Origin of the sequence: Gordonia sp. CPCC 205515 (assembly GCF_048537925.1) — a bacterium.
Lineage (GTDB): Bacteria > Actinomycetota > Actinomycetes > Mycobacteriales > Mycobacteriaceae > Gordonia.
Genome location: NZ_JBCLVJ010000011.1, coordinates 221,579 through 241,046 on the forward strand (window position 1 = coordinate 221,579; position 19,468 = coordinate 241,046).

The 19,468-nt window shown below is 66.5% G+C and carries 20 protein-coding genes; 11 read left to right on the forward strand and 9 right to left on the reverse strand.

Annotated features, from left to right (window positions below; all coding sequences use genetic code 11):
- Nucleotides 1-48: 48 nt before the first annotated feature.
- From AAFP30_RS18545 to AAFP30_RS18560, 4 genes are all read left to right on the forward strand, one after another.
- Complete coding sequence (locus tag AAFP30_RS18545; RefSeq protein WP_419231458.1) at nucleotides 49-663, forward strand: hypothetical protein; 615 nt, start codon at nucleotides 49-51, stop codon at nucleotides 661-663.
- Between the two features lie 10 nt (nucleotides 664-673).
- Entirely contained in the window at nucleotides 674-1,819 is a 1,146-nt protein-coding gene (gene serC / locus AAFP30_RS18550) for a phosphoserine transaminase (RefSeq protein WP_419231459.1), read from the forward strand.
- A gap of 179 nt (nucleotides 1,820-1,998) precedes the next feature.
- On the forward strand, nucleotides 1,999-3,090 hold the full coding sequence (sepH, locus tag AAFP30_RS18555; protein WP_419231460.1) for a septation protein SepH: 1,092 nt from the start codon (nucleotides 1,999-2,001) through the stop codon (nucleotides 3,088-3,090).
- A gap of 2 nt (nucleotides 3,091-3,092) precedes the next feature.
- Nucleotides 3,093-3,851 carry a DUF6928 family protein gene (locus AAFP30_RS18560; RefSeq protein ID WP_419231461.1) on the forward strand — a complete coding sequence of 253 codons (759 nt, stop codon included), beginning with the start codon at nucleotides 3,093-3,095 and terminating at the stop codon, nucleotides 3,849-3,851.
- A 4-nt stretch (nucleotides 3,852-3,855) separates the two neighbouring features.
- On the opposite strand, the gene AAFP30_RS18565 is transcribed toward AAFP30_RS18560, so the two are convergent.
- Together AAFP30_RS18565 and AAFP30_RS18570 are read right to left on the reverse strand one after the other, a co-directional pair.
- On the reverse strand, nucleotides 3,856-4,179 hold the full coding sequence (locus AAFP30_RS18565; RefSeq protein ID WP_419231462.1) for a DUF2537 domain-containing protein: 324 nt from the start codon (nucleotides 4,177-4,179) through the stop codon (nucleotides 3,856-3,858).
- Entirely contained in the window at nucleotides 4,176-5,030 is an 855-nt protein-coding gene (locus tag AAFP30_RS18570) for a TrmH family RNA methyltransferase (RefSeq protein ID WP_419231463.1), read from the reverse strand. Before AAFP30_RS18570 ends, AAFP30_RS18565 begins: the two co-directional genes overlap by 4 nt.
- A gap of 41 nt (nucleotides 5,031-5,071) precedes the next feature.
- Between AAFP30_RS18570 and AAFP30_RS18575 the strand changes: the two genes are divergently transcribed.
- Nucleotides 5,072-6,316: a GNAT family N-acetyltransferase gene (locus tag AAFP30_RS18575; RefSeq protein WP_419231464.1), complete on the forward strand. Its 1,245-nt coding sequence runs from the start codon at nucleotides 5,072-5,074 to the stop codon at nucleotides 6,314-6,316.
- A gap of 4 nt (nucleotides 6,317-6,320) precedes the next feature.
- On the opposite strand, the gene AAFP30_RS18580 is transcribed toward AAFP30_RS18575, so the two are convergent.
- Nucleotides 6,321-6,770 (reverse strand): MarR family winged helix-turn-helix transcriptional regulator, encoded by a 450-nt coding sequence (locus tag AAFP30_RS18580; protein ID WP_419231617.1) that lies wholly within the window; start codon nucleotides 6,768-6,770, stop codon nucleotides 6,321-6,323.
- Between the two features lie 157 nt (nucleotides 6,771-6,927).
- Nucleotides 6,928-8,478 (reverse strand): NCS2 family permease, encoded by a 1,551-nt coding sequence (locus AAFP30_RS18585; RefSeq protein WP_419231465.1) that lies wholly within the window; start codon nucleotides 8,476-8,478, stop codon nucleotides 6,928-6,930.
- 28 nt (nucleotides 8,479-8,506) lie between these two features.
- Between AAFP30_RS18585 and AAFP30_RS18590 the strand changes: the two genes are divergently transcribed.
- From AAFP30_RS18590 to AAFP30_RS18610, 5 genes are all read left to right on the forward strand, one after another.
- Entirely contained in the window at nucleotides 8,507-8,755 is a 249-nt protein-coding gene (locus AAFP30_RS18590) for a DUF2530 domain-containing protein (protein ID WP_419231466.1), read from the forward strand.
- Between the two features lie 47 nt (nucleotides 8,756-8,802).
- The gene (locus tag AAFP30_RS18595) at nucleotides 8,803-9,297 is read left to right on the forward strand and encodes a nuclear transport factor 2 family protein (RefSeq protein ID WP_419231467.1); all 495 of its coding nucleotides are present in this window, start codon (nucleotides 8,803-8,805) and stop codon (nucleotides 9,295-9,297) included.
- A 5-nt stretch (nucleotides 9,298-9,302) separates the two neighbouring features.
- Nucleotides 9,303-9,602: a hypothetical protein gene (locus AAFP30_RS18600; RefSeq protein WP_419231618.1), complete on the forward strand. Its 300-nt coding sequence runs from the start codon at nucleotides 9,303-9,305 to the stop codon at nucleotides 9,600-9,602.
- A gap of 241 nt (nucleotides 9,603-9,843) precedes the next feature.
- Complete coding sequence (locus AAFP30_RS18605) at nucleotides 9,844-11,673, forward strand: amino acid permease (RefSeq protein WP_419231468.1); 1,830 nt, start codon at nucleotides 9,844-9,846, stop codon at nucleotides 11,671-11,673.
- A complete protein-coding gene (locus AAFP30_RS18610; protein ID WP_419231469.1) occupies nucleotides 11,670-12,554 on the forward strand; it encodes a universal stress protein in 885 nt (294 codons plus the stop codon). Before AAFP30_RS18605 ends, AAFP30_RS18610 begins: the two co-directional genes overlap by 4 nt.
- Nucleotides 12,555-12,623: 69 nt before the next feature.
- On the opposite strand, the gene AAFP30_RS18615 is transcribed toward AAFP30_RS18610, so the two are convergent.
- From AAFP30_RS18615 to AAFP30_RS18635, 5 genes are all read right to left on the reverse strand, one after another.
- Nucleotides 12,624-13,757 (reverse strand): aromatic ring-hydroxylating oxygenase subunit alpha, encoded by a 1,134-nt coding sequence (locus AAFP30_RS18615; RefSeq protein ID WP_419231470.1) that lies wholly within the window; start codon nucleotides 13,755-13,757, stop codon nucleotides 12,624-12,626.
- A 59-nt stretch (nucleotides 13,758-13,816) separates the two neighbouring features.
- Nucleotides 13,817-14,989 (reverse strand): NAD(P)/FAD-dependent oxidoreductase, encoded by a 1,173-nt coding sequence (locus AAFP30_RS18620; protein WP_419231471.1) that lies wholly within the window; start codon nucleotides 14,987-14,989, stop codon nucleotides 13,817-13,819.
- Nucleotides 14,986-15,348 carry a bifunctional 3-phenylpropionate/cinnamic acid dioxygenase ferredoxin subunit gene (locus AAFP30_RS18625; RefSeq protein WP_419231472.1) on the reverse strand — a complete coding sequence of 121 codons (363 nt, stop codon included), beginning with the start codon at nucleotides 15,346-15,348 and terminating at the stop codon, nucleotides 14,986-14,988. Before AAFP30_RS18625 ends, AAFP30_RS18620 begins: the two co-directional genes overlap by 4 nt.
- A gap of 282 nt (nucleotides 15,349-15,630) precedes the next feature.
- Complete coding sequence (locus AAFP30_RS18630) at nucleotides 15,631-17,316, reverse strand: BCCT family transporter (protein WP_419231473.1); 1,686 nt, start codon at nucleotides 17,314-17,316, stop codon at nucleotides 15,631-15,633.
- A 234-nt stretch (nucleotides 17,317-17,550) separates the two neighbouring features.
- Nucleotides 17,551-18,333 (reverse strand): IclR family transcriptional regulator, encoded by a 783-nt coding sequence (locus tag AAFP30_RS18635; RefSeq protein ID WP_419231474.1) that lies wholly within the window; start codon nucleotides 18,331-18,333, stop codon nucleotides 17,551-17,553.
- Between the two features lie 194 nt (nucleotides 18,334-18,527).
- Here AAFP30_RS18635 and purU point away from each other — a divergent pair, with 194 nt between their 5' ends.
- Nucleotides 18,528-19,379, forward strand: coding sequence for a formyltetrahydrofolate deformylase (gene purU / locus AAFP30_RS18640; protein ID WP_419231475.1), 852 nt, complete (start codon nucleotides 18,528-18,530; stop codon nucleotides 19,377-19,379).
- The last annotated feature ends 89 nt before the right edge of the window (nucleotides 19,380-19,468 follow it).

Consider the following 19,468-nt stretch of genomic DNA (forward strand, 5'->3'; position numbering starts at 1 on the left):
TAATAGGTTAAACACGCATTCAGTAGAGGGCAAGGGTACAACTCGTCAATGACCTCCCACCGACCGGCGACGGTGACCCTGCACTGGATTCCGCTCGGGGCCGGCGGCGCGGTGGTCCCCCGCTGCGGTCGGTTCTACGAGGCAGTCCGGGCTCGTCGCGAGCACCGGCCGTCCCAGCGCCTTGTCCATGCAGCCCTGTCGATCGACGACGGTGATCGCCGGTACGTCGTCGAGCAGGCACCCGCGTGGGATACGCGTGCCCCCGAGCGCGGCGTGACCGTCACCGGCCCGGTTGGCGCAGCGTGGCTGGGTCGATGCCGTTACTTCCGGTATGAGATCCGTTGCTGGCCCGGCGGCACGATCCCCGATCTGGACTTCGCGCTGGTCAGCAGCCCGATCCCGAGCGATCCCGACCGCATCCGCAGGCTCCTCGACCTCACCCGGTCGGTACCCGCGCACACCTGGGGCCGCGACGAAATCGGTGCCCATGACATGTGGAACTCCAACTCGGTGATTGCGTGGCTGCTGACCCGCAGCGGACACGACACCACGCTCATCGCCCCGCCCGACGGCTGCCGCGCACCCGGTTGGACGGCCGGATCATGGGCGGCCACCAGCCCCGACGAGGGACCGCAACCAGGGTGGCGGGCACCACAACCCTAGAATTGCCGACATGAGTGACACCGCCACCGCACCGATCACCATCCCCGCCGACCTCCTGCCGTCCGACGGCCGCTTCGGCTGCGGACCGTCCAAGGTGCGCCCCGAGCAACTGCAGTCCCTCGTCGACACCGGAGCCTCGGTCTTCGGCACCAGTCATCGGCAGAAGCCGGTCAAGAACGTCGTCGGCTCGATCCGCGCCGGTCTCGCCGACCTCTTCGCCCTGCCCGACGGTTACGAGGTCGTCCTCTCCAACGGCGGCACCACCGCCTTCTGGGACGCCGCCGCGTTCGGCCTGATCAAGCAGCGCTCGCTGCACCTGACCTACGGCGAGTTCAGCTCCAAGTTCGCCACCGTCGCCAAGAAGGCACCGTTCCTGGATTCGCCCGCGGTGATCTCCACCGATCCCGGCACCGCCCCGGACCCTGCCGCCCTGACCGCCGACGACTTCGGCGGCATCGACCTCATCGGCTGGGCCCACAACGAGACCTCCACCGGCGTCGCCGTGCCGGTGACCCGCCCGGCAGGCTCCGACGACGCGCTCGTCGCCATCGACGCCACCTCCGGCGCGGGCGGCCTGTCGGTCAACGTCGCCGACGCGGACGTCTACTACTTCGCGCCGCAGAAGTGCTTCGCTTCCGACGGCGGCATCTGGATCGCACTGATGAGCCCGAAGGCCCTCGAGCGCATCAAGCAGATCGACGAGACCGATCGTTGGTGCCCCGAGTTCCTGTCGCTGCCGACCGCCGTCGACAACAGCAGCAAGGACCAGACCTACAACACCCCCGCGGTGGCCTCGCTCCTGCTGCTCGACAATCAGATCCAGTGGATGCTCGGCAACGGCGGCCTGGACTGGTGCGTCTCCCGGACCGCGGACTCCAGCTCACGGCTCTACCAGTGGGCCGAGGCCAGCGAGTTCGCTACGCCGTTCGTCACCGATCCCGCCCTGCGCAGCCAGGTCGTCGGCACCATCGACTTCAACGACGACGTCGACGCCGCAGCCGTCGCCAAGACCCTGCGCGCCAACGGCGTCGTGGACACCGAGCCGTACCGCAAGCTGGGTCGCAACCAGCTGCGGATCGGCATGTTCCCGGCGATCGAGCCCGACGACATCACCAAGCTGACCCAGTGCATCGACCACGTCGTCGGTCAGCTCTGACCGGTCACCCGCGTACCCTGGATACACAGGAGTCACTCAGACCACAGGTGACCCGGCGGCCACGTCCGCCACACCCGTGCTGATCTGCGGTTTTGTCCGCGTGTCTCGCGGGGTGTCGTCGTACCCGTGGTCTAGCCTGACCCCAATGCCCGCACTCGTGGTCACTGGAGGAGGAGCAGATGCGTGAACTACGCGTCGTCGGCGTCGAGGCCGATGGCAGCCATGTCGTCTGCCGAGATCCCGAGTCGGGTGAGAAGTACCGGATCGCTGCCGACGAGCGCCTGCGCGCTGCGGCCCGCGGTGACATCTCACGATTGGGGCAGATCGAGATCGAGATGGAAAGCTCACTCCGACCACGGGAAATCCAGGCCCGCATCCGTGCGGGTGCCACCATCGCGGAGGTCGCCGCCGAAGCCGGCGTCACGCACGACAAGATCGAGCGGTTCGCGCACCCCGTCCTGCTCGAACGCTCTCGGGCCGCCGAACTCGCCGGCATGTCGCACCCGATCCGCGAGGACGGCCCGGCGGTCGCCACGCTCGGTGAGGTCGTCGCCGACGCGATGGTCGCCCTCGGGCAGGCGCAGAACGAGATCGAGTGGGATGCCTGGAAGGGTGATGACGGGCACTGGGTGGTGCAGGTCAGCTGGCATGTGGGCCGCACCGACAACCATGCGCATTGGCGCTACATGCCGGGTTCGCACGGCGGTACCGCCGATCCGCTCGACGATCTCGCCGACGAACTGACCCATCCCGAGACCATCACCCCGCGACGGCGCCTCACGCCGGTCGCCACACCCGACCTCGCCGCCCCGCCGGAGGCTGCACCGGTGGGCGGGCACGAAGCGCACGACGAGGTGACCATCGACGCCAACCGGCTGATCGACGCCCAGCGCACCCGCACCGCTGACACGCCGCCGACACACGACGAGTACGGCACGGTCGCCCTCGATTTCGGTACCGACGAATCATCGTGGGCCGCACCCGAACCGGTACCCGATGAGCAACGTCCCGTCGTCGCACCGGAACCGGCCGCCGGGCCCGAACCGGACATCGTCGAACCAGAGATCACCGAACCGGAGCCGACGAGCGGCACGGTCACCGAACTCCCCAGCGCGGTCGAGCCGGTCGAGAGCCCCACATCGACGGCCGAGCATGTCGATGACGATGATCACGACGACGAGCCGACCAAGCCGCGTCGCCGCAAGGGCAAGCCGGCGCTGCCGGCGTGGGAGGACGTCCTGCTGGGCGTCCGCAGCAACGGGCACAGCTGACGGTGTCGGCGCGTGCAGTCACGGTGTGGTTCATCGACACCGACGACCCGATCGGCTTCCTCCGGTCCGACCTGACCACCGATGTCACCACGGCCCAGCAGATGGCGAACACCATCTACGGCGACCGCACCCTCGTCCCCATCCGCGACACCGATCTCGCGACCGCCGCCGCGGCGCAGGACCCGCACGTCTACGTGGGCGCCTACGGCGCGATGGCCGTCGTGTCGTGCTCTCTCTTCGCCACCACCACGCCGTCGACGCTGACCCGCACCATCCGCAGCCTCCGCGAGACTGCGGCGGCCACACTGCTTTTCACCGACCCCGACGACTCGGTCGGTGCATTCGCGCGGTGGGAGAACGGCGTCCTGAAACGGTCATTCGCGGCCGATCCGGTCCACATCGTCGAGGACGAGGGACTGCCCTACCCGTTCGAGCGTCCCTTCTGGGCTGGTGAGCATCCGCTGCGGTACGCGCCCGGGGTCCCGCCCGACCCGATGGCGCTGCCGTTCCATCCGCAGCACATCGCCGAGCAGGCCAACCGCGAGTGGCTCGGCTTCCGGTTCACCCATCCGCTGGCCGACACCGACCGCGATCCGGCGCAGCTCCCGGTCACCGCGTTCGCCATCCGCCCCGCCGATTATGTTGCCGGCGACGAGGATTGGGCCCGATATCAGGAAGGCACGAGCGAAACCGACGCCCCGACACCGGATGTGGCGCCGAGCAAGCGACGCAACCCGGTCGCCCGGTATTTCGGGTTCTGAGAAGCTACCGCCCCAACGCGCACAGGGCAATCGCCGATCCGAGCCCGGCGAGCAGGCCGATCACCGACCCCCATACGATCCACCGCCATACCGGCCGGTCCCGCAGATCCCACAGCGTCCAGCCGAGCCCGACGCAGACCACGGCGACGGCCAGCACTCCAAGCCAGCTGATCGCCGCGCCGATCAGCTGATACACACCGACCAGCACAAAGGTCCAGAACAGCGCGCATACGGCGGTGACGAACAGGCCGAGCACCCACGGGGTGGGCTCCCGGGTGGCGTCGTCGGGCAGCAGCAATCGCGTTTCGACGCGATCGGCGGGGGTCACTCCCCTATCGTGCCCGATCGGGCGCGTTCGTAGAAGGCGATCGCCGCCGCCGTCGCGACGTTGAGCGAATCGGTGCCGCGGCTCATCGGAATCCGTGCCCGCACATCGCTCGCCGCCATCACGGTCTCGCTCAGACCCGGTCCCTCTGCGCCCACGAGAAACGCCACCTTGTCGGTGTCGACCGCGTGGGCCAGCGGCACCGATCCCGGTCCTGGTGTGAGAGCCACCAGTCGGAACCCGTTGTCGCGCAGCACACCGAGACCACCCGGCCAGTCGTCGACGCCGGCGAACGGCACCAGCAGTGCGTGCCCCATGGACACCCGCACGCACCGCCGGTACAGCGGGTCGGCGCATCCGGCACCGAAGAGCACGGCGTCGACGCCCAGCCCCGCGGCATTGCGGAAGATGCTGCCGATGTTCTCGTGGTCGTTGACGCCTTCGAGGACGACCACCGTTCGTGCCGTGGCAGCGATGTCGGCGACGTCCAGGACGGGCGGACGACCGGCAGCGCCGAGCACCCCACGGTTGAGGTGAAAGCCGACCACCCGCGCCATCACGTCGGCCGTGGTGCGGTAGAACGGCACCCCGTCAAGACCGGGATCGGTGAGATCATCGGACAGTTCGGTGAGTCGCTTGTCGACGCCGAGGAACCCGCGTGGGGCGAACCGCGAGGCGATCATCCGCTGCACGACGAACACTCCCTCGGCAATCACCAGACTCTTGCCGACCAGCCCACCCGGCAACGTCCGGAGGTCGGGCCGCCGGTCGACCGAGCTGAGGTCACGGAAGTCGTCGACCCGGGGGTCGTCGGGATCGTCGATGTCGATGACCTCGACACGCAGGTTGGCCACCCGAACAGTCTGCCAACCACCGACTATGCAACGGTTGACGGGTGAGTACCCCGCAGACCACGCCATCGGCGCTGGCCGTGGCCGCCGCCACCGACGCCGACTGGGACGACATCTTCACGACCGACGCCCGCGCCTTCCTCTTCACCGACCCCTTGTCGGAGGCCGAACGCGTCGACATGCGCAACAAGGTCGCCAACGCCGACGTCGTGCTCGTACGCGACGAGGCGGGTCTGGTGCCGCGGCCGTTGGTCGGGGTCTCGATGTTCTACCGGATGCAGATGACCGTCCCCGGCGGCACCGCGCACGACGCGGCGGGACTGTCGTGGGTGTCGGTGGCGGCGACGCATCGTCGACGCGGCATCCTCCGGACGATGATCACCGAGATCTTCGACCGTTGGGAAAACGAGGGGCAACTATTCGCCATTCTCACCGCGAGCGAGGCGACCATCTATGAGCGTTTCGGCTTCGGACCGGCGTGCTTCGCCCGCGACATCTCGATCGATCTCGCCGCCGCCAAGATGCGGGCCCGCGCCGACCGTGACACCTCACCGGTCAACTACGCCACCGCCGACGACGTCGCGCAGCGGATACCAGACCTGCATGCCCGCTGGGTGGCGACGCGGCCGGGCGCGCTCAGTCGGTCGGCGACCTGGTGGGAACCGATTCTGGCCGACCGCGCCACACAGCGCCCGGCACACCAGAGCGGCCGGCACTATCTGATTCACCCCGATGGCTATGCGGCCTACCGGATCGATCAGTCCGTCAGCCCCGCCCGCGCCATGGTCGAGGAGGTCTTCGCCGTCACCAACGAGGCGCACACCGACCTGTGGCGAGTGCTCGTCGGATTGGATCTGCTGCCGACGGTGACCGCGGCCATCCCATTCGACGATCCGCTGCGCTACAAGCTGACCGACCACCGCGCCGTGTCGGTGACCGGCATCAGCGACAAGATGTGGCTGCGCATCCTCGACGTTCCGCGCGCGCTCGGCGCCCGGCACTACGCGTCCGACCTCGACGCCGTCATCGAAGTGACCGACGATTTCCGGGGCCGCGGAGGCGTCTTCGACGTATCGATCCGCAACGGTGGCGCGATCGTGGCACCGAGCACCGCCGCACCGACGGTGCGTATGGACATTTCCGTGCTCGGTTCGATCTACCTGGGTGGTGTGCCCGCCCGCACCTTCGCCGCTGCACAGCGGCTCTGGACCGACACACCCGAGACCCTCACCGCCCTCGACGCGGCGTTCACCACCGAGGCGGCACCGTTCGCGGGGACGTTCTTCTAGAACGTCAGTGGATGTCGTTCGCCCCGTTGGTGATCTTCTGCATGATCGGCAACGCGGCAGCGAGCGTCTCGCGCTCCTGGGGGCTGAGCTCGGCGAGTCGGGCCGACAGCCACTCCTCGCGGGCGTCGAGCTCGGCGGTGATCACGTCGCTGCCCTTGTCGGCCAGCGTCACGATCGCCTGCCGCCCATCGGTGGGGTGCGGCTCCCGCGACACCATCCCGAGGTCGGACAACGACGCGATGACACGGGTCATCGACGGCGGTTGCACGCGCTCGGCGGTGGCCAAGGCACCGGGGGTCATGGGGCCCTCATGGTGGAGGGTCGACAACGCGGACAGCTGTGTGAGGGAAACGACCTTGCTCACACGACGTCCACGCAAACGCCTGGCCAGTCGAACTATGGCCAGGGAAAGCTCACCCGAGAGGGTGACATCCGAAATTTCCGGGAAGGCGATATCTGAGACTGCTGCGTCCACGTCGCTAAGAGTAATTCACTTGCGCGAATCTGCAATGGCTTAAGCCAGAGTTTCTGAAAACGCATGTAACCAACTGCCACGCACGTCACTTTGGCATCGAAAATGGGGACTTTAGTCCCATACATCGAGGTATGGTTCAGCCGATCAGGTCGGAGATCGGTCCCCGCGCGAAGTACGCGAGGAACACAAGCGCCACGATCCACAGCAGCGGATGGATCGTCTTGGCCTTGCCCGCTGCAGTCGCCATGACGACCCAGGTGATGAAGCCGACGCCGATGCCGTTCGCGATCGAATACGTGAATGGCATGGTCACGATGGTCAAGAAGGTCGGCAGCGCGATGGAGAACTGGGTGAAGTCGATCGACCGCACCTGGCCGATCATCAATGCGCCGACCACCACCAGTGCGGGTGCGACCGCCTCCTGCGGGACCACGCTGTACAGCGGCGTGAGGAACATCGCGATCAGGAACAGCACACCGGTCACGACGTTCGCCAAACCGGTCCGCGCCCCCTCCGCGATACCGGAGGCAGACTCGACGAAGACGGTGTTCGACGACGACGAGGCGACGCCGCCGGCGATGGCTCCGGTGCCCTCCACGACGAGCGCTTTGCCGATGCCGGGCAAATTGCCATTCTCATCGGCCAATCCGGCCTCCTTGCCGAGGCCGGTCATCGTCCCCATCGCGTCGAAGAAGTTGGACAGCACGAGAGTGAACACGAACACCGACGCGGCGAGTACGCCGATGCGGGTGAAGGCTCCGAACAGGTCGACGTCGCCGACGAGGCTGAGGTTGGGGACGCTGCCCAGACTGTTCGGGATGTCGGGCACCGACAGGCTCCAGCCCTTGGGGTTCTCCACACCCGAACCGAGCTTGAGCACCGACTCGAGGAAGATCGACACGACGGTGGTGATCACGATGCCGATGAGCAGACCGCCGGGCACCTTGCGCACCACCAGCACACCCATCAGCAGGATGCCCAGCACGAAGATGAGCGTCGGGACGGTGGCGATGGAGTTGTCGATGCCCAGTTGCACCGGAACCGTGGTGCCGGCGGCGTCCGGGATGCGTTTGACGAAGCCGGAGTCGACGAAGCCGATGAACGCGATGAAGCAGCCGATGCCGGCGGCGATGGCGGCCTTCAGTTCGGCAGGCACCGCGTTGAATACCGCGGTACGGAATCCGGTGACCGCGAGCAGCACGATGATGATGCCGTCGATGACCACCAGACCCATCGCTTCGGGCCAGGTCACCTGCGGCGCGATGGACACCGCGAGCAGACTGTTGATGCCCAGACCGGTGGCGATGGCGAACGGGTAGTTCGCGACGAGCCCGAAGATGATCGACATGACGCCGGCGACCAGCGCGGTCACCGCGGCCACCTGTGCGAGCGGCAGCACGTTGCCGAGCACGTCGGTGTTCTTGTCGCTGCCGGGCAGCCCGCCGATGATGATCGGGTTCAGCACCACGATGTAGGCCATCGTGAAGAAGGTGACCAGGCCGCCGCGGACCTCGCGGTTCAGTGTCGAGCCGCGCTGGCTGATCTTGAAGAAGCGATCGAGCGTGCCAGATGACGCGCTCGACGCGTTCTCGGTTGTGGTCGGCGGTGCCGACGCTGCGGTGGTGGGCGGCGTCGAGGACCCGGTGGGCTCGACCGACGACTTGCTGGGCTCGCTCGACGAATCCATTGGCACAGTCGAAAGTTACTCTGAACCCATGCCCGACGCATCCGACATCCCCCAACTACCGCGCGCACTGCGCGCGCCCGAACCGGTCATCATCGTCGGCATGACACTCTGGGCAGTGGCCGCGGTCGTGGTCTGGCTGACCGGGTGGGGTGGCGACCACGCCCTGCAGATCTCTCTCGTCGGGTTGGCGGTGGGCGTCTTGGGGACGACCATCGTCCTGGTGCAGCGCGCCGCGGTCCGACGTGGGGACCGCACCGCACAACGCGGGTTGGATTGACGCGTATTCGCGTCCTTCGCCGCCGATGAGCCGTCATGATCGCTTCCATGACCACGCCCGCCGACACCACCCTCGCCCACCGGATCACCCGGCTCGAAGACCTCGAGGCCATCCGATCGCTCGACGCCCGCTACTGCCGTCATCTCGACGACGGCAACTGGGATGGGCTGATGGACCTGTTCACCGACGACGGCGAGTTCGACGGCCTCGCCCACCCGCGCGGCAAGTCCGAGATGCGCACGTTCTTCGCCGGTCTCGCCGACACCGGCCTCACCTCGTTCTGGCACTTCATCACCAACCTTGACATCGAACTCGACGGCGACCACGCAACCGTCCACTCGTTCCTCTGGCAGCCATGCGTCACTGACGGTGTCGCGTCGATCGCCGCCGGGCGCTACACCGACGAGGTGGTCAAGCTCGACGGCCGGTGGCTCTATCGCGTGAAGCAGGTGCGCTTCCACTTCTTCGGACCACTGGAAAAGGGTTGGGACGAAAATCTTTTCGCCGTCGAGTCGGCGCGAGCAGCGGCGGTGCGGCCGTGAACGACATGCCCGCCGACGACGCACCCCTGGAGCTCAACGCGCTGGCGGTGAATGTCGCGATACCAGACCACTTGCGCTGGAACGATTCTCGACGACGAGAAGAGTTCACGCTGACGACGATCACCGTGCGACTCCTGCCGGACGGACACCTGGCAGCCAAGGCGTACGGTCGCCCGAAGAACGGTGGCCGTGGTGGTTACACGTCGTTTCGAGTGTCCGACTCGCCGGAGATCGCCGACCTCATCAACGCAGCCGCCACCCGCGCGGCGGATCTCTGGGCGGGTCATCAAGGCATCGAACTCTAGGAATCGGGGCGGCTGTCGGTGTTCGTCCGCGATCAGTCAGCGACAGTACGACAACTCGGACATTCGGTACATCTCGCGCTAACCCTTGAGCGCTTCCCTATCACCGCCTAAAATATATGACTGATGTATCAGTCGGATTTCCACTGCTCGGCCCGACGACGTGCGATCGACCACCCGACCGACACATCACCCGCAGGAGCGCACCCGGCGCTTCGACTTCTCCACCCGAATGGAGTGCGCCATGGGTGCTTCGCCCGCATTGAAAAAAGGACTCAGTGAGCGACAACTGAGGATGATCGCGATCGGTGGGGTGATCGGCGCCGGCCTGTTCGTCGGCTCCGGCGTGGTCATCCACGCCACCGGCCCGGCCGCATTCATCCCGTACGCGTTGTGCGGCGTCATCGTCATCATGGTGATGCGCATGCTCGCCGAGATGGCCGTCGCCAACCCGTCGACCGGCTCGTTCGCCGACTACGCACGGAATGCGTTGGGCGGCTGGGCCGGCTTCTCGGTCGGCTGGCTGTACTGGTACTTCTGGGTCATCATCGTCGGCTTCGAAGCCATCGCCGGCGCCAAGATCATCCAGTACTGGATACCGGGTGTGCCTCTGTGGCTCGTGTCGCTGCTGCTGCTCACCGCGATGACCATGACGAACCTGTTCTCGGTGTCGTCGTTCGGCGAGTTCGAGTTCTGGTTCGCCGGCATCAAGGTCACCGCGATCATCATCTTCCTGGCCGTCGGCGCCGCCTACGTGTTCGGGCTGTGGCCGCACAAGTCGATGGACTTCTCCAACCTGTATGCGCACGGCGGCTTCTTCCCGAACGGCGCGTGGGCCATCACCGCGGCCATCGTGACCGTCATCTTCTCGATGACCGGCGCCGAGGTCGCCACGATCGCCGCCGCCGAATCCCACGATCCCGAACGCGCGGTGGCCAAGGCCGCCAACTCGGTCATCATGCGCATCGCACTGTTCTACGTCGGCTCGATGTTCCTGCTCGTGACGATCGTCCCGTGGAACGACGACACCATGGCCGCATCCCCTTATGTCGCAGCGTTTTCCGAGATGGGCGTGCCGTATGCCGACGACATCATGAACGCCGTGGTGCTGACTGCGGTGTTGAGCTGTCTGAACTCCGGCATGTACACCGCCTCCCGCATGCTCTTCGTCCTCGCCGCCCGCCGCGAAGCACCCCAACAGTTCGTCAAGGTCACCGGCCGCGGTGTCCCCGCCGTCGCGATCCTGGTGTCCTCGGTCGTCGGATTCCTCTGCGTGATCGCCGCCGCCGTCTCCCCCACCACCGTGTTCGCGTTCCTGCTCAACTCCAGCGGCGCGATCATCCTGTTCGTCTACTGCCTCATCGGCATCTCCCAGATCGTGCTGCGCTACCGCGAGGGTTCCGAACGCCTGCGCGTCAAGATGTGGTTCTTCCCGGTACTGTCGGTCGTCACCGTCGGCGCCATCGTCGCGATCCTCGCCCAGATGGGATTCCAGTCCGACTCCCGATCGCAATTGGTCCTCAGCCTGCTCTCCTGGGCCGTGGTCATCGTGCTCTACTTCGCCAACAAGTGGTTCATCAACCGCCGACCCGAGGTCGCGGGCGCCGCCTCCACCGCACCGGCCTCACGAGTCCTGGTGCTGGCCAACGAAACCGCCGACTCCCATGAACTCCTCACCGAACTCCAGGGCATCGGCGCCGCCCGCAACGCCAAGTACCTCGTCGTCGTCCCCGACAGTCCCATCGAAACCGGCGTCGCCGCCACCCACGGGCCACTCGACGTGTTCGAGGCAACCCAACAGGCAGCGCAGCAACGCCTCGACTACACCCTGGCGACCATGCGGTCACAGAACCTCGACGTCGACGGCACCCGCGGTGACTACCGACCGCTGCGGGCACTCGCCGACGCCGTCGATACCTTCCGCCCCGACCAGATCGTGATCGCCACCTTGCCGCCCGAGACTTCGGTCTGGCACCGCTTCGACGTCGTCGACCGCGCCCGATCGGAGTATCCGACGGTGCCGGTGACCCATGTCGTCGCCGCGTCCGCCGCACCGGCGGAGCTCCCCCAGTGACGATCATCGCCGGCTTCAGCGCGAGCCGGCAGGGCAGCGCACCCCTGCATCTGGCCGCCCAGATCGCCCGCACCACCGGCGAAAAGATCGTCGCCGCAGCAGTTCTCGAGCGAACCGAGACTCTGGTGGGCGACAGCGTCGAACGCGAATACCAGGCCCACCTCGGCACTCGCGCGATGGCCTCACTCGAAGCGGTGATCGCGTCGATGCGCACCGACCTCGATATCAGTCTGGTTGTCCACCAGTCCAGTTCGATCCCCCAAGGCCTCACCGAGCTGGTCACCGAGCACAGCGCGAGCCTGGTGGTCGTCGGATCGTCCTCATCGGGACTGCTCGGTCGCATCGCGCTCGGCAGCGTCACCGAGCGACTGGTGCACACCGCCGCCGTCCCGGTCGCCATCGCACCGCGCGGCTATCCGCTGTCCCCGATTCCGTTGCAGCGCCTCACCATCTCCTACGGCGGCGCCGCCGACACGGTCAAGCTCATCGAAACCGGCGCCGAACTGGCCACCCAGTGGAAGGTCGACCTGCGAATCGCCTCCTTCACCGTGCGGCCAACGGCCATGTACGGCAGCGCGATCGAGCAATCCGCCGAGAACCTGGTGTTACGGCAATGGGCGCAGAAAACCCTATCCGCGGTCGGCGCACAGCTCGACGAGGCCCGCCGCACCGTGACGTTGCCCGACGTCGATCTGGTGATCGGCGCCGGCACCGGCTGGGGTGCGGCCGTCGACGACATCGCCTGGACCTCCGGCGACATGCTGTTGCTCGGTTCCGGTGCCGCCGGTCCCCTCACCCAGGTGTTTCTGGGGTCTGCGGCGTCGAAGATCATCCGGCACGTTCCGGTACCTGTGATGATCGTGCCGCGCCGGCAGACGTAAACGACTGGCCACCAAGCATCTCGGCCCCGGACCGTTGGTCCGGGGCCGATATGCCGTGAGAGGGTCAGGTCACTCGGGGGGCTTGCCCTGCAGCCAGTTGTGGAACTCCCCGATGTGATGCTCGCTTGGCACGAGGACCCCGCCGTTGCGATAGGTGCGTGAGCTCATCGCCGGCTGGGTGCGTTCGCAGGCCTCGAAATCCTGCGAATTGACCCGATGGAACAGCTCGACGGAATGGCTGACGTCCTTACCGGATTCGACAACGTGCGGCATGTACAGCCAGTCGCATTCGACGATCGTGTGGTCCTCGGCCATCGGAAACATGCGGTGCACGATGACGTGGTCGGGCACCAGGTTGACGAAGACCTGCGGCCGCACGGTGATCGCGTAATAGCGCCGATCCATGTCCTCGCCCACACCGGGGATGTGGTCGAAGCCCTCGGAGCCGTCGATGGTGAATCCCCGGACGTCGTCACCGAATTCGGCGCCGTGGCCGACGTAATACTGGGCGGCGTAGCCGTCGGCGAACTCCGGGAGCACCTCGGTGAGTTCGGGGTGGATGGTGGCGCAGTGGTAGCACTCCATGAAGTTCTCGATGATGAGCTTCCAGTTGGCCTTCACGTCGTAGACCTTGCGGTGCCCGAGTCCGAGGTCGGCGATGGTGTAATGGTCGATCGAGTCGGTGTCGCCGAGACGGTCAACGATCTCCTGCATGACCGTGTCCTCGAAGGACGGCGGCTCGTCGGCCAGGCACACCCACACGTAGCCGAGCCATTCCCGGACCGCGATCTTTGTCAGACCGTATTCCTGGCGGTCGATGTCGGGCATCTTGGTCAGGTTCGGTGCGGCGATCAGCTTGCCGTCGAGGTCGTACGTCCATGCGTGATAAGGACATTGGAAGGAGCGGCGCACCTCGCCGCTCTCCTCGGTACACAGACGCGCGCCACGGTGCCGGCACACGTTGTAGAAGGCACGCACATCGCCCTTGCGGGACCGGCTGACGAGCACGCTTTCGCGGCCCACCGTCACGGTTTTGAAGGCACCCGGCTTGTCGAGGTCCGCCGAACGGACAACGCAGAACCACATGGCCTCGAACACCTTTTCCTGCTCGAGGGCGAAGACTGCAGGGTCAGTGTAGAAGTGGCCGGGCAGGGTGGAGATCAGGCTCTCGGGAAGTGCAGGGGCTTCCGGGGCTGAGGTCATTGCGGGAGTTCCTCCGATGGTCTGGGTCATGTGGTGTGCGAGTGGCTGTTTCGAGTGGATCAGACGGGGGCGGGTGCCGTCATGAGCTGACGACGCCAGCGAGTGAATTGGCGGGGCTGGTCGACGCCGAGGACGGCGACGAGGCGGCCGTCGCGGCGGTAGGTGGCCAGGAAGCTGCGTTCCTCACAGCTGCCGACCTCGATGGTGATCTCGTCGTCGGGGCGGGTGACCCCGGCGAACTGGATGCGGGAGCCGTACTGGTCGGACCAGAAGTAGGGCGCCTTGGCCGCGACGCCGGAATGGTATCCGCCGGCGAGCAGCGTCGAGACCGCGATCGCGGGTCGTTCCAGCGCACCGGTCCAGTGCTCGACTCGCCTTGCTGCGCTGCAGGATTCGTCGTACCAGGCGGCACAGTCGCCGACCGCGACGACGTTGGGGATCGCGGTCTGGCCGCCGGCGCCGCAGACGACCCCGTTGCCGAGTTCGATCCCGCTGCCGTCGAGCCACTCCGTGTTCGGGATGCCACCGATGCCGACGACCACGGCGTCGGCCGGCAGATGTCGGCCGTCGGTCAGGTCGACGCCGGTGACCCGGTCGGTACCCGCGAGTCCGGCGACGCCGACACCGCAGTACAGCGTGGTGCCGTTGGACATGTGGGCCGCGGCGACCACCGAGCCGAGGTGCGCGCCGAGTTGCACGGCCAGCGGCGTGGGCGCGGCCTCGACGATGGTCACGTCCATGCCGAGTTTGCGTGCGGTGGAAGCGACTTCGGCCCCGATGAAACCGGCACCGATGACCACGAGCCGACCACCCGGCCGCAGGTCCCCGCGGAGGCCGAGGGCGTCGTCGATGGTCCGGATCACGTGTACTCCGGCCATGGCGGTGCAGGTCGGCCAGCGGCGTGCCCGCGATCCGGTGGCCAGCACGACCCCGTCGGCGTCGATGCGGGTGCCGTCGGCGAGTTCGATGGCGCCGCAGGAGGAGTCGAGTCGGACCGCCGCGTTGCCGAGCACCCACTGCGCGTCGAGCCCGCCGTCGTCGTCGGTCTCGAGGGCGAGGTCGTCCTCCGTCATGGTGCCGGCGAGGAATTCCTTGGACAGCGGTGGGCGGTCGTAGGGCCGACGTGCCTCATCACCGATGACGGTCATGCGGCCGTCGAAGCCCTGGGCGCGCAGCGCGCGGGCGGCGGACAGGCCGGCGAGCGAGGCTCCGACGATGGCGACGTGTTTCATGCCTCGACCTCCTGGGCGAGTCGCGCACGGATGTCCGGCGGCAGGTTCGGCTTCTCGGTGCTCAGTTCGACGCGGATGATGCCGTCGGTGATGTGCACGGTGTGTGCCCGGACCGGGAGCTTGGCAGGTGGTGCGTCCACCGCGCCGGTGCACAGGTTGAACTTCGACGCATGCAGCGGGCACTCCACCTCGCAGCCCTCGACCCAGCCGTCGGCGAGCGAGGCGTCCTGGTGTGAGCAGGTGTCGTCGATGGCGTACACCTCCCCTTCTTCGGTGTGGAACACCGCGATCGGGGGTTCGATGTCGACCCGGAGCGCTTCACCGGGAGGCAGATCGGACAACGGACAGACTTCGAGCATGGTCGGCCTTTCGATCACATCGGGGGTTCTGTGAGTCGCGGAGAGTGGGAGGCTGTTGTGTGCGTATTACGAGACTTGGTTCGCATTACGCAACAGTGTGCGATCCCTCACAGGGTGCTGTCAAGCGGTAGCGGCAGAGTTTTTTCAGCCGTTACACATCGACCACAGCCAACTCCGACCAATTTGTCCCCAGAGACCACTTCACCCGGTCCGACGGCGGTCGGACCGGGTGAAAGGCGATGCATCACAGCGTTATTGACGCACCGGTAACCTACTGAGAAGTCACGACGGGGTGAGGATGTCGCGCGGCGCTTTGGTCTTGTCGGGAGCTTTGTTACGCAGATGCGCCACCAACGGATCGGTGGTCACGTCCTTGTACAACGACACGCACATGCCGATCATGACGAACACGAACGGTGCCGCGACGATGATGGTCATCGTCTGTAAGCCGCTGAGGGCGTCGTTGCCGCCGGCCCAGAGCATCAGGACTGCCACGCCACCGGTGGCCAGGCCCCAGAAGGCGACCACCCATTTCGTCGGATGCAGTGATCCGCGCTGGGAGAGGGTGCCCATCACCATCGACGCGGCGTCGGCGCCGGAGACAAAGAAGATGGCCACCAGCGCCATGACCAGCAGCGATGAGAATCCGGCCCAGGGTAGGTGGTCGAGCAACCCGAACAGGGTGGACTCGGCGTCCCCGTCTCCGTAGAGGTCGATGCCGTCGCGTTGCTGACCGATGCCGGCCCCGCCGAAGATCACGAACCAGACCAGGCTCACGGTCGTCGGGATGAGGATGACACCCACCACGAACTGCCGGATGGTGCGGCCGCGACTGATGCGCGCGAGGAACATCCCGACGAAGGGCGTCCACGAGATCCACCATGCCCAGTAGAAGATCGTCCACGACGACAACCACTCTCCGGTATCGCCGCCCGCCGCACCGGAACGCGCGGACATGCCGGCGATGCTCGCGGCGTATTCACCCAGGGCCATCGGCAGCAGATTGAGGATCAGCACGGTCGGACCGAGCACGAACACGAAGATCGCCAAGACGAGGGCGAGCACCATGTTGATGTTCGAGAGCCACTGGATGCCGCGCGAGACACCGGAGATCGCCGACGCGACGAAGGCCAGGGTCAGCAGCGCGACGATCGCGACGAGCAGGAACGTGCCCGCCTGCCCGACCCAGCCGAGGACCTCGATACCGGAACCGATCTGCAGTGCGCCGAGCCCGAGGGACGCGGCGGTGCCGAACATGGTGGCGAAGATCGCGAGGATGTCGATGATCTTGCCGATCGGCCCCTCGGCGCGCTTGGCACCGAGCAGCGGGATGAACGACGAACTGATGAGCTGCCGACGACCACGCCGGAATGTGCCGTAGGCAATCGACAATCCGACGACGGCGTACATCGACCAGGGGTGCAGCCCCCAGTGGAACAGTGCGGTCGCCAGCGCGGTCCCGGCCGCCGAATCCGCAAGTCCGGGTGGCGGTTTCACGAAATGCGTCAGCGGCTCGGTCACGCCCCAGAAGATCAGCCCGATGCCCATGCCCGCGCTGAACATCATCGCGACCCAGCTCACCGTGTTGAACTCGGGCTTCTCACCGTCCCGGCCGAGCGGGATGCGCCCGTGCCGGCTGAAGGCCAGCCAGAACACGAACAGGACAAAGCAGGTCGCCGAGATGATGAACAGCCACCCGAGGTTGGTGACCACCCACGACAGCACCGTCGACATGCTGCTCGAGAAGCCGTCCGGCCGCAACAGGCCCCAGGCGATCACGGCCACCACGCTGGCGGCCGCCACCCCGAAGACGACCCGGTCGGTGACGGGCCGCGCGTCGACCGTCGGGGCGTCGAACTCCCCGGAGGCAGGAGCGGCGTCGGGGATCGCCGCGGGTGAGTCGGGGTGGTTGTCGTCGTCGGGCGGGGCCAACGCGCCTGCCGAGGGGTCGTCTTTCTGAGTTGTCATGGGTCTCCTGTGGCGGTCGTGGCACAGTGTCGATCGAAAACAGACATGGCCGATTCGATCGCAGAACTGAGGGGATGATGCCCGCGATGGGTGGGCTGCCTGTCACGCGGAGCGCCACGCGTCGGTTATGACGTGGCTCACACCGCCCGAACAGTATCACCGATTGGCGACAATAGATATATTAAACGTCGCCCGCGTGTACCGCAGCGCAACGAAACGGGAACGAACCCGACGTCAGCCCTGGTAGCCCATCCGCCAGCTCACTGCATCCGCGGCGGCAACGACCTGCGGCGCGATCTCCCGCGCCTTTTCTTCACTCAGCCGATAGACCGGACCGGAGACACTCACGGCGGCGATGACGGCTCCCAGGTGATCGCGCACCGGTGCCGCGACCGCGGTCAACCCTTCCTCGAACTCCTCGATCGTGAGGGCGTAGCCGTCGCGCGCGACGAGCGCCAACTCGCGATCGAGGTCCGCAACCGAGGTGAGTGTGCGTTTGGTCAGCGTGTCCAGACCGGCCGCCTTGATGAGGTCATGTCGCTCCTCGTCCGAGAGGTGCGCGATCAGGACCTTGCCACTTGACGTCGCATGCAGTGGCGTGAGCTCGCCGACCCAGTCGTGGGCACCGATCGCCGACGGACCGCGGGCCTGGTCGAGGTTGACCGCATAGTGCGACCGCAGCACCGCGATGTTGACCGTTTCGCCGACATCGGCGGCGAGCTGCCGAGCGATCTCCTGGCTCTGCCGAGTGATGTCGAGGCTGCCGGACACGGCATTGGCCAGACGCAGGATGCCGAACCCGAGCTTGTACTTGCCCCGGTCCTGGGTCTGCTCGACCATCTCGCGGTCTTCGAGCGCGGCAAGTAGACGCGACGCGGTGGACTTGTGAACACCCAGGTCGCCGGCCACCTCGGTGACTCCCGCTTCGCCGAGTTTCGCGAGGATCTCCAGCGCGTGCAGCGCCCGATCGACCGACTGCACACCTCCACCCGTGACCTCAGAACCAGCGTTGCCCATGACGCAACCATACGCAGATAACACGTTGTTGCCCAATCAGCAACTCGACGCACGATGAGCACCGGTTTACGTTTTCTCTTGACGGGCCTCGTACCAGCCTTTACCTTGGTATATCAGTTGTCGACTTATTGTTTCCCATCTCCGAGCAGCCCGCGTCTTCCACCCGACCGATTCCGATCAGGAGACTCCCCGCCATGTCGCACCACCTCACCCTGACCCTGAGCTGCCCGCAGCGACCCGGAATCGTGCACGCCGTCAGTTCCTTCCTGTTCGCGCACAACTGCGACATCGTCGAGCATCAGCAATTCGACGACCCGCTCAGCCGCTCGTTCTTCCTGCGGACCACCTTCGTGTGCGCCGACGACGAGATCGACGCGACCCGACTGACCAATCAATTCCATTCGGTCGCCACCAATTTCGGGATGACCTTCCGGTTCGACGACGCGACCGCCCCACGGGTGATCGTGATGGTCTCGAAGCTCGGACATTGCTTGAACGACTTGATCTTCCGGTGGCGGGCCGGCACTCTCGGCGGCGAACTCGTGGCCGTTGTCTCCAACCATGAGGTGTTGCGCCCCATGGCCGAGGCGGCCGGACTGCCCTTCCACCACGTGCCGGTCACCCCCGGCACCAAGCCCGAGGCCGAGGCACGTCTCCTGGAACTCGTCGATGACCTCGAAGCCGATCTCGTGGTGCTCGCTCGCTACATGCAGGTCCTCTCCGATGCGACCTGCACCGCGCTGCGTGGCCGCGCGATCAACATCCACCACTCGTTCCTGCCGGGGTTCAAGGGCGCCAAGCCCTACCACCAGGCCTACGACCGAGGCGTGAAACAGGTTGGCGCCACCGCACATTACGTCACCCCGGACCTCGACGAGGGCCCGATCATCGAGCAGGAGGTGATCCGCATCGACCACTCCTACGACCCGTCACGACTGTCGACGGTCGGTCAGGATGCCGAGGCGCTCGCGCTCTCGCGAGCGGTGCGCTGGCATTGCGAGAACCGCGTCCTCCTCCACGGACATCGGACGGTCGTCTTCAGTTGATGTCCCTCACCAGGGGCTTCGAGACGCGTCGGGCTCGCTTCGCTCACTCGTCGCCCTCAGCCGGCGGGCTAAACACCGATCCCTGAGGT

Excerpts from the sequence above, each read along its gene's own strand:
- AAFP30_RS18625 (WP_419231472.1), bottom strand. The coding sequence starts at position 15,348 with ATGCTCGAAGTCTGTCCGTTGTCCGATCTGCCTCCCGGTGAAGCGCTC.
- AAFP30_RS18600 (WP_419231618.1), top strand. The coding sequence starts at position 9,303 with ATGCCCGCCGACGACGCACCCCTGGAGCTCAACGCGCTGGCGGTGAAT.
- AAFP30_RS18605 (WP_419231468.1), top strand. The coding sequence starts at position 9,844 with ATGGGTGCTTCGCCCGCATTGAAAAAAGGACTCAGTGAGCGACAACTG.
- AAFP30_RS18590 (WP_419231466.1), top strand. The coding sequence starts at position 8,507 with ATGCCCGACGCATCCGACATCCCCCAACTACCGCGCGCACTGCGCGCG.
- AAFP30_RS18635 (WP_419231474.1), bottom strand. The coding sequence starts at position 18,333 with ATGGGCAACGCTGGTTCTGAGGTCACGGGTGGAGGTGTGCAGTCGGTC.
- AAFP30_RS18595 (WP_419231467.1), top strand. The coding sequence starts at position 8,803 with ATGACCACGCCCGCCGACACCACCCTCGCCCACCGGATCACCCGGCTC.
- purU (WP_419231475.1), top strand. The coding sequence starts at position 18,528 with ATGTCGCACCACCTCACCCTGACCCTGAGCTGCCCGCAGCGACCCGGA.
- AAFP30_RS18620 (WP_419231471.1), bottom strand. The coding sequence starts at position 14,989 with ATGAAACACGTCGCCATCGTCGGAGCCTCGCTCGCCGGCCTGTCCGCC.
- AAFP30_RS18630 (WP_419231473.1), bottom strand. The coding sequence starts at position 17,316 with ATGACAACTCAGAAAGACGACCCCTCGGCAGGCGCGTTGGCCCCGCCC.
- AAFP30_RS18615 (WP_419231470.1), bottom strand. The coding sequence starts at position 13,757 with ATGACCTCAGCCCCGGAAGCCCCTGCACTTCCCGAGAGCCTGATCTCC.
- AAFP30_RS18585 (WP_419231465.1), bottom strand. The coding sequence starts at position 8,478 with ATGGATTCGTCGAGCGAGCCCAGCAAGTCGTCGGTCGAGCCCACCGGG.
- serC (WP_419231459.1), top strand. The coding sequence starts at position 674 with ATGAGTGACACCGCCACCGCACCGATCACCATCCCCGCCGACCTCCTG.
- sepH (WP_419231460.1), top strand. The coding sequence starts at position 1,999 with ATGCGTGAACTACGCGTCGTCGGCGTCGAGGCCGATGGCAGCCATGTC.
- AAFP30_RS18545 (WP_419231458.1), top strand. The coding sequence starts at position 49 with ATGACCTCCCACCGACCGGCGACGGTGACCCTGCACTGGATTCCGCTC.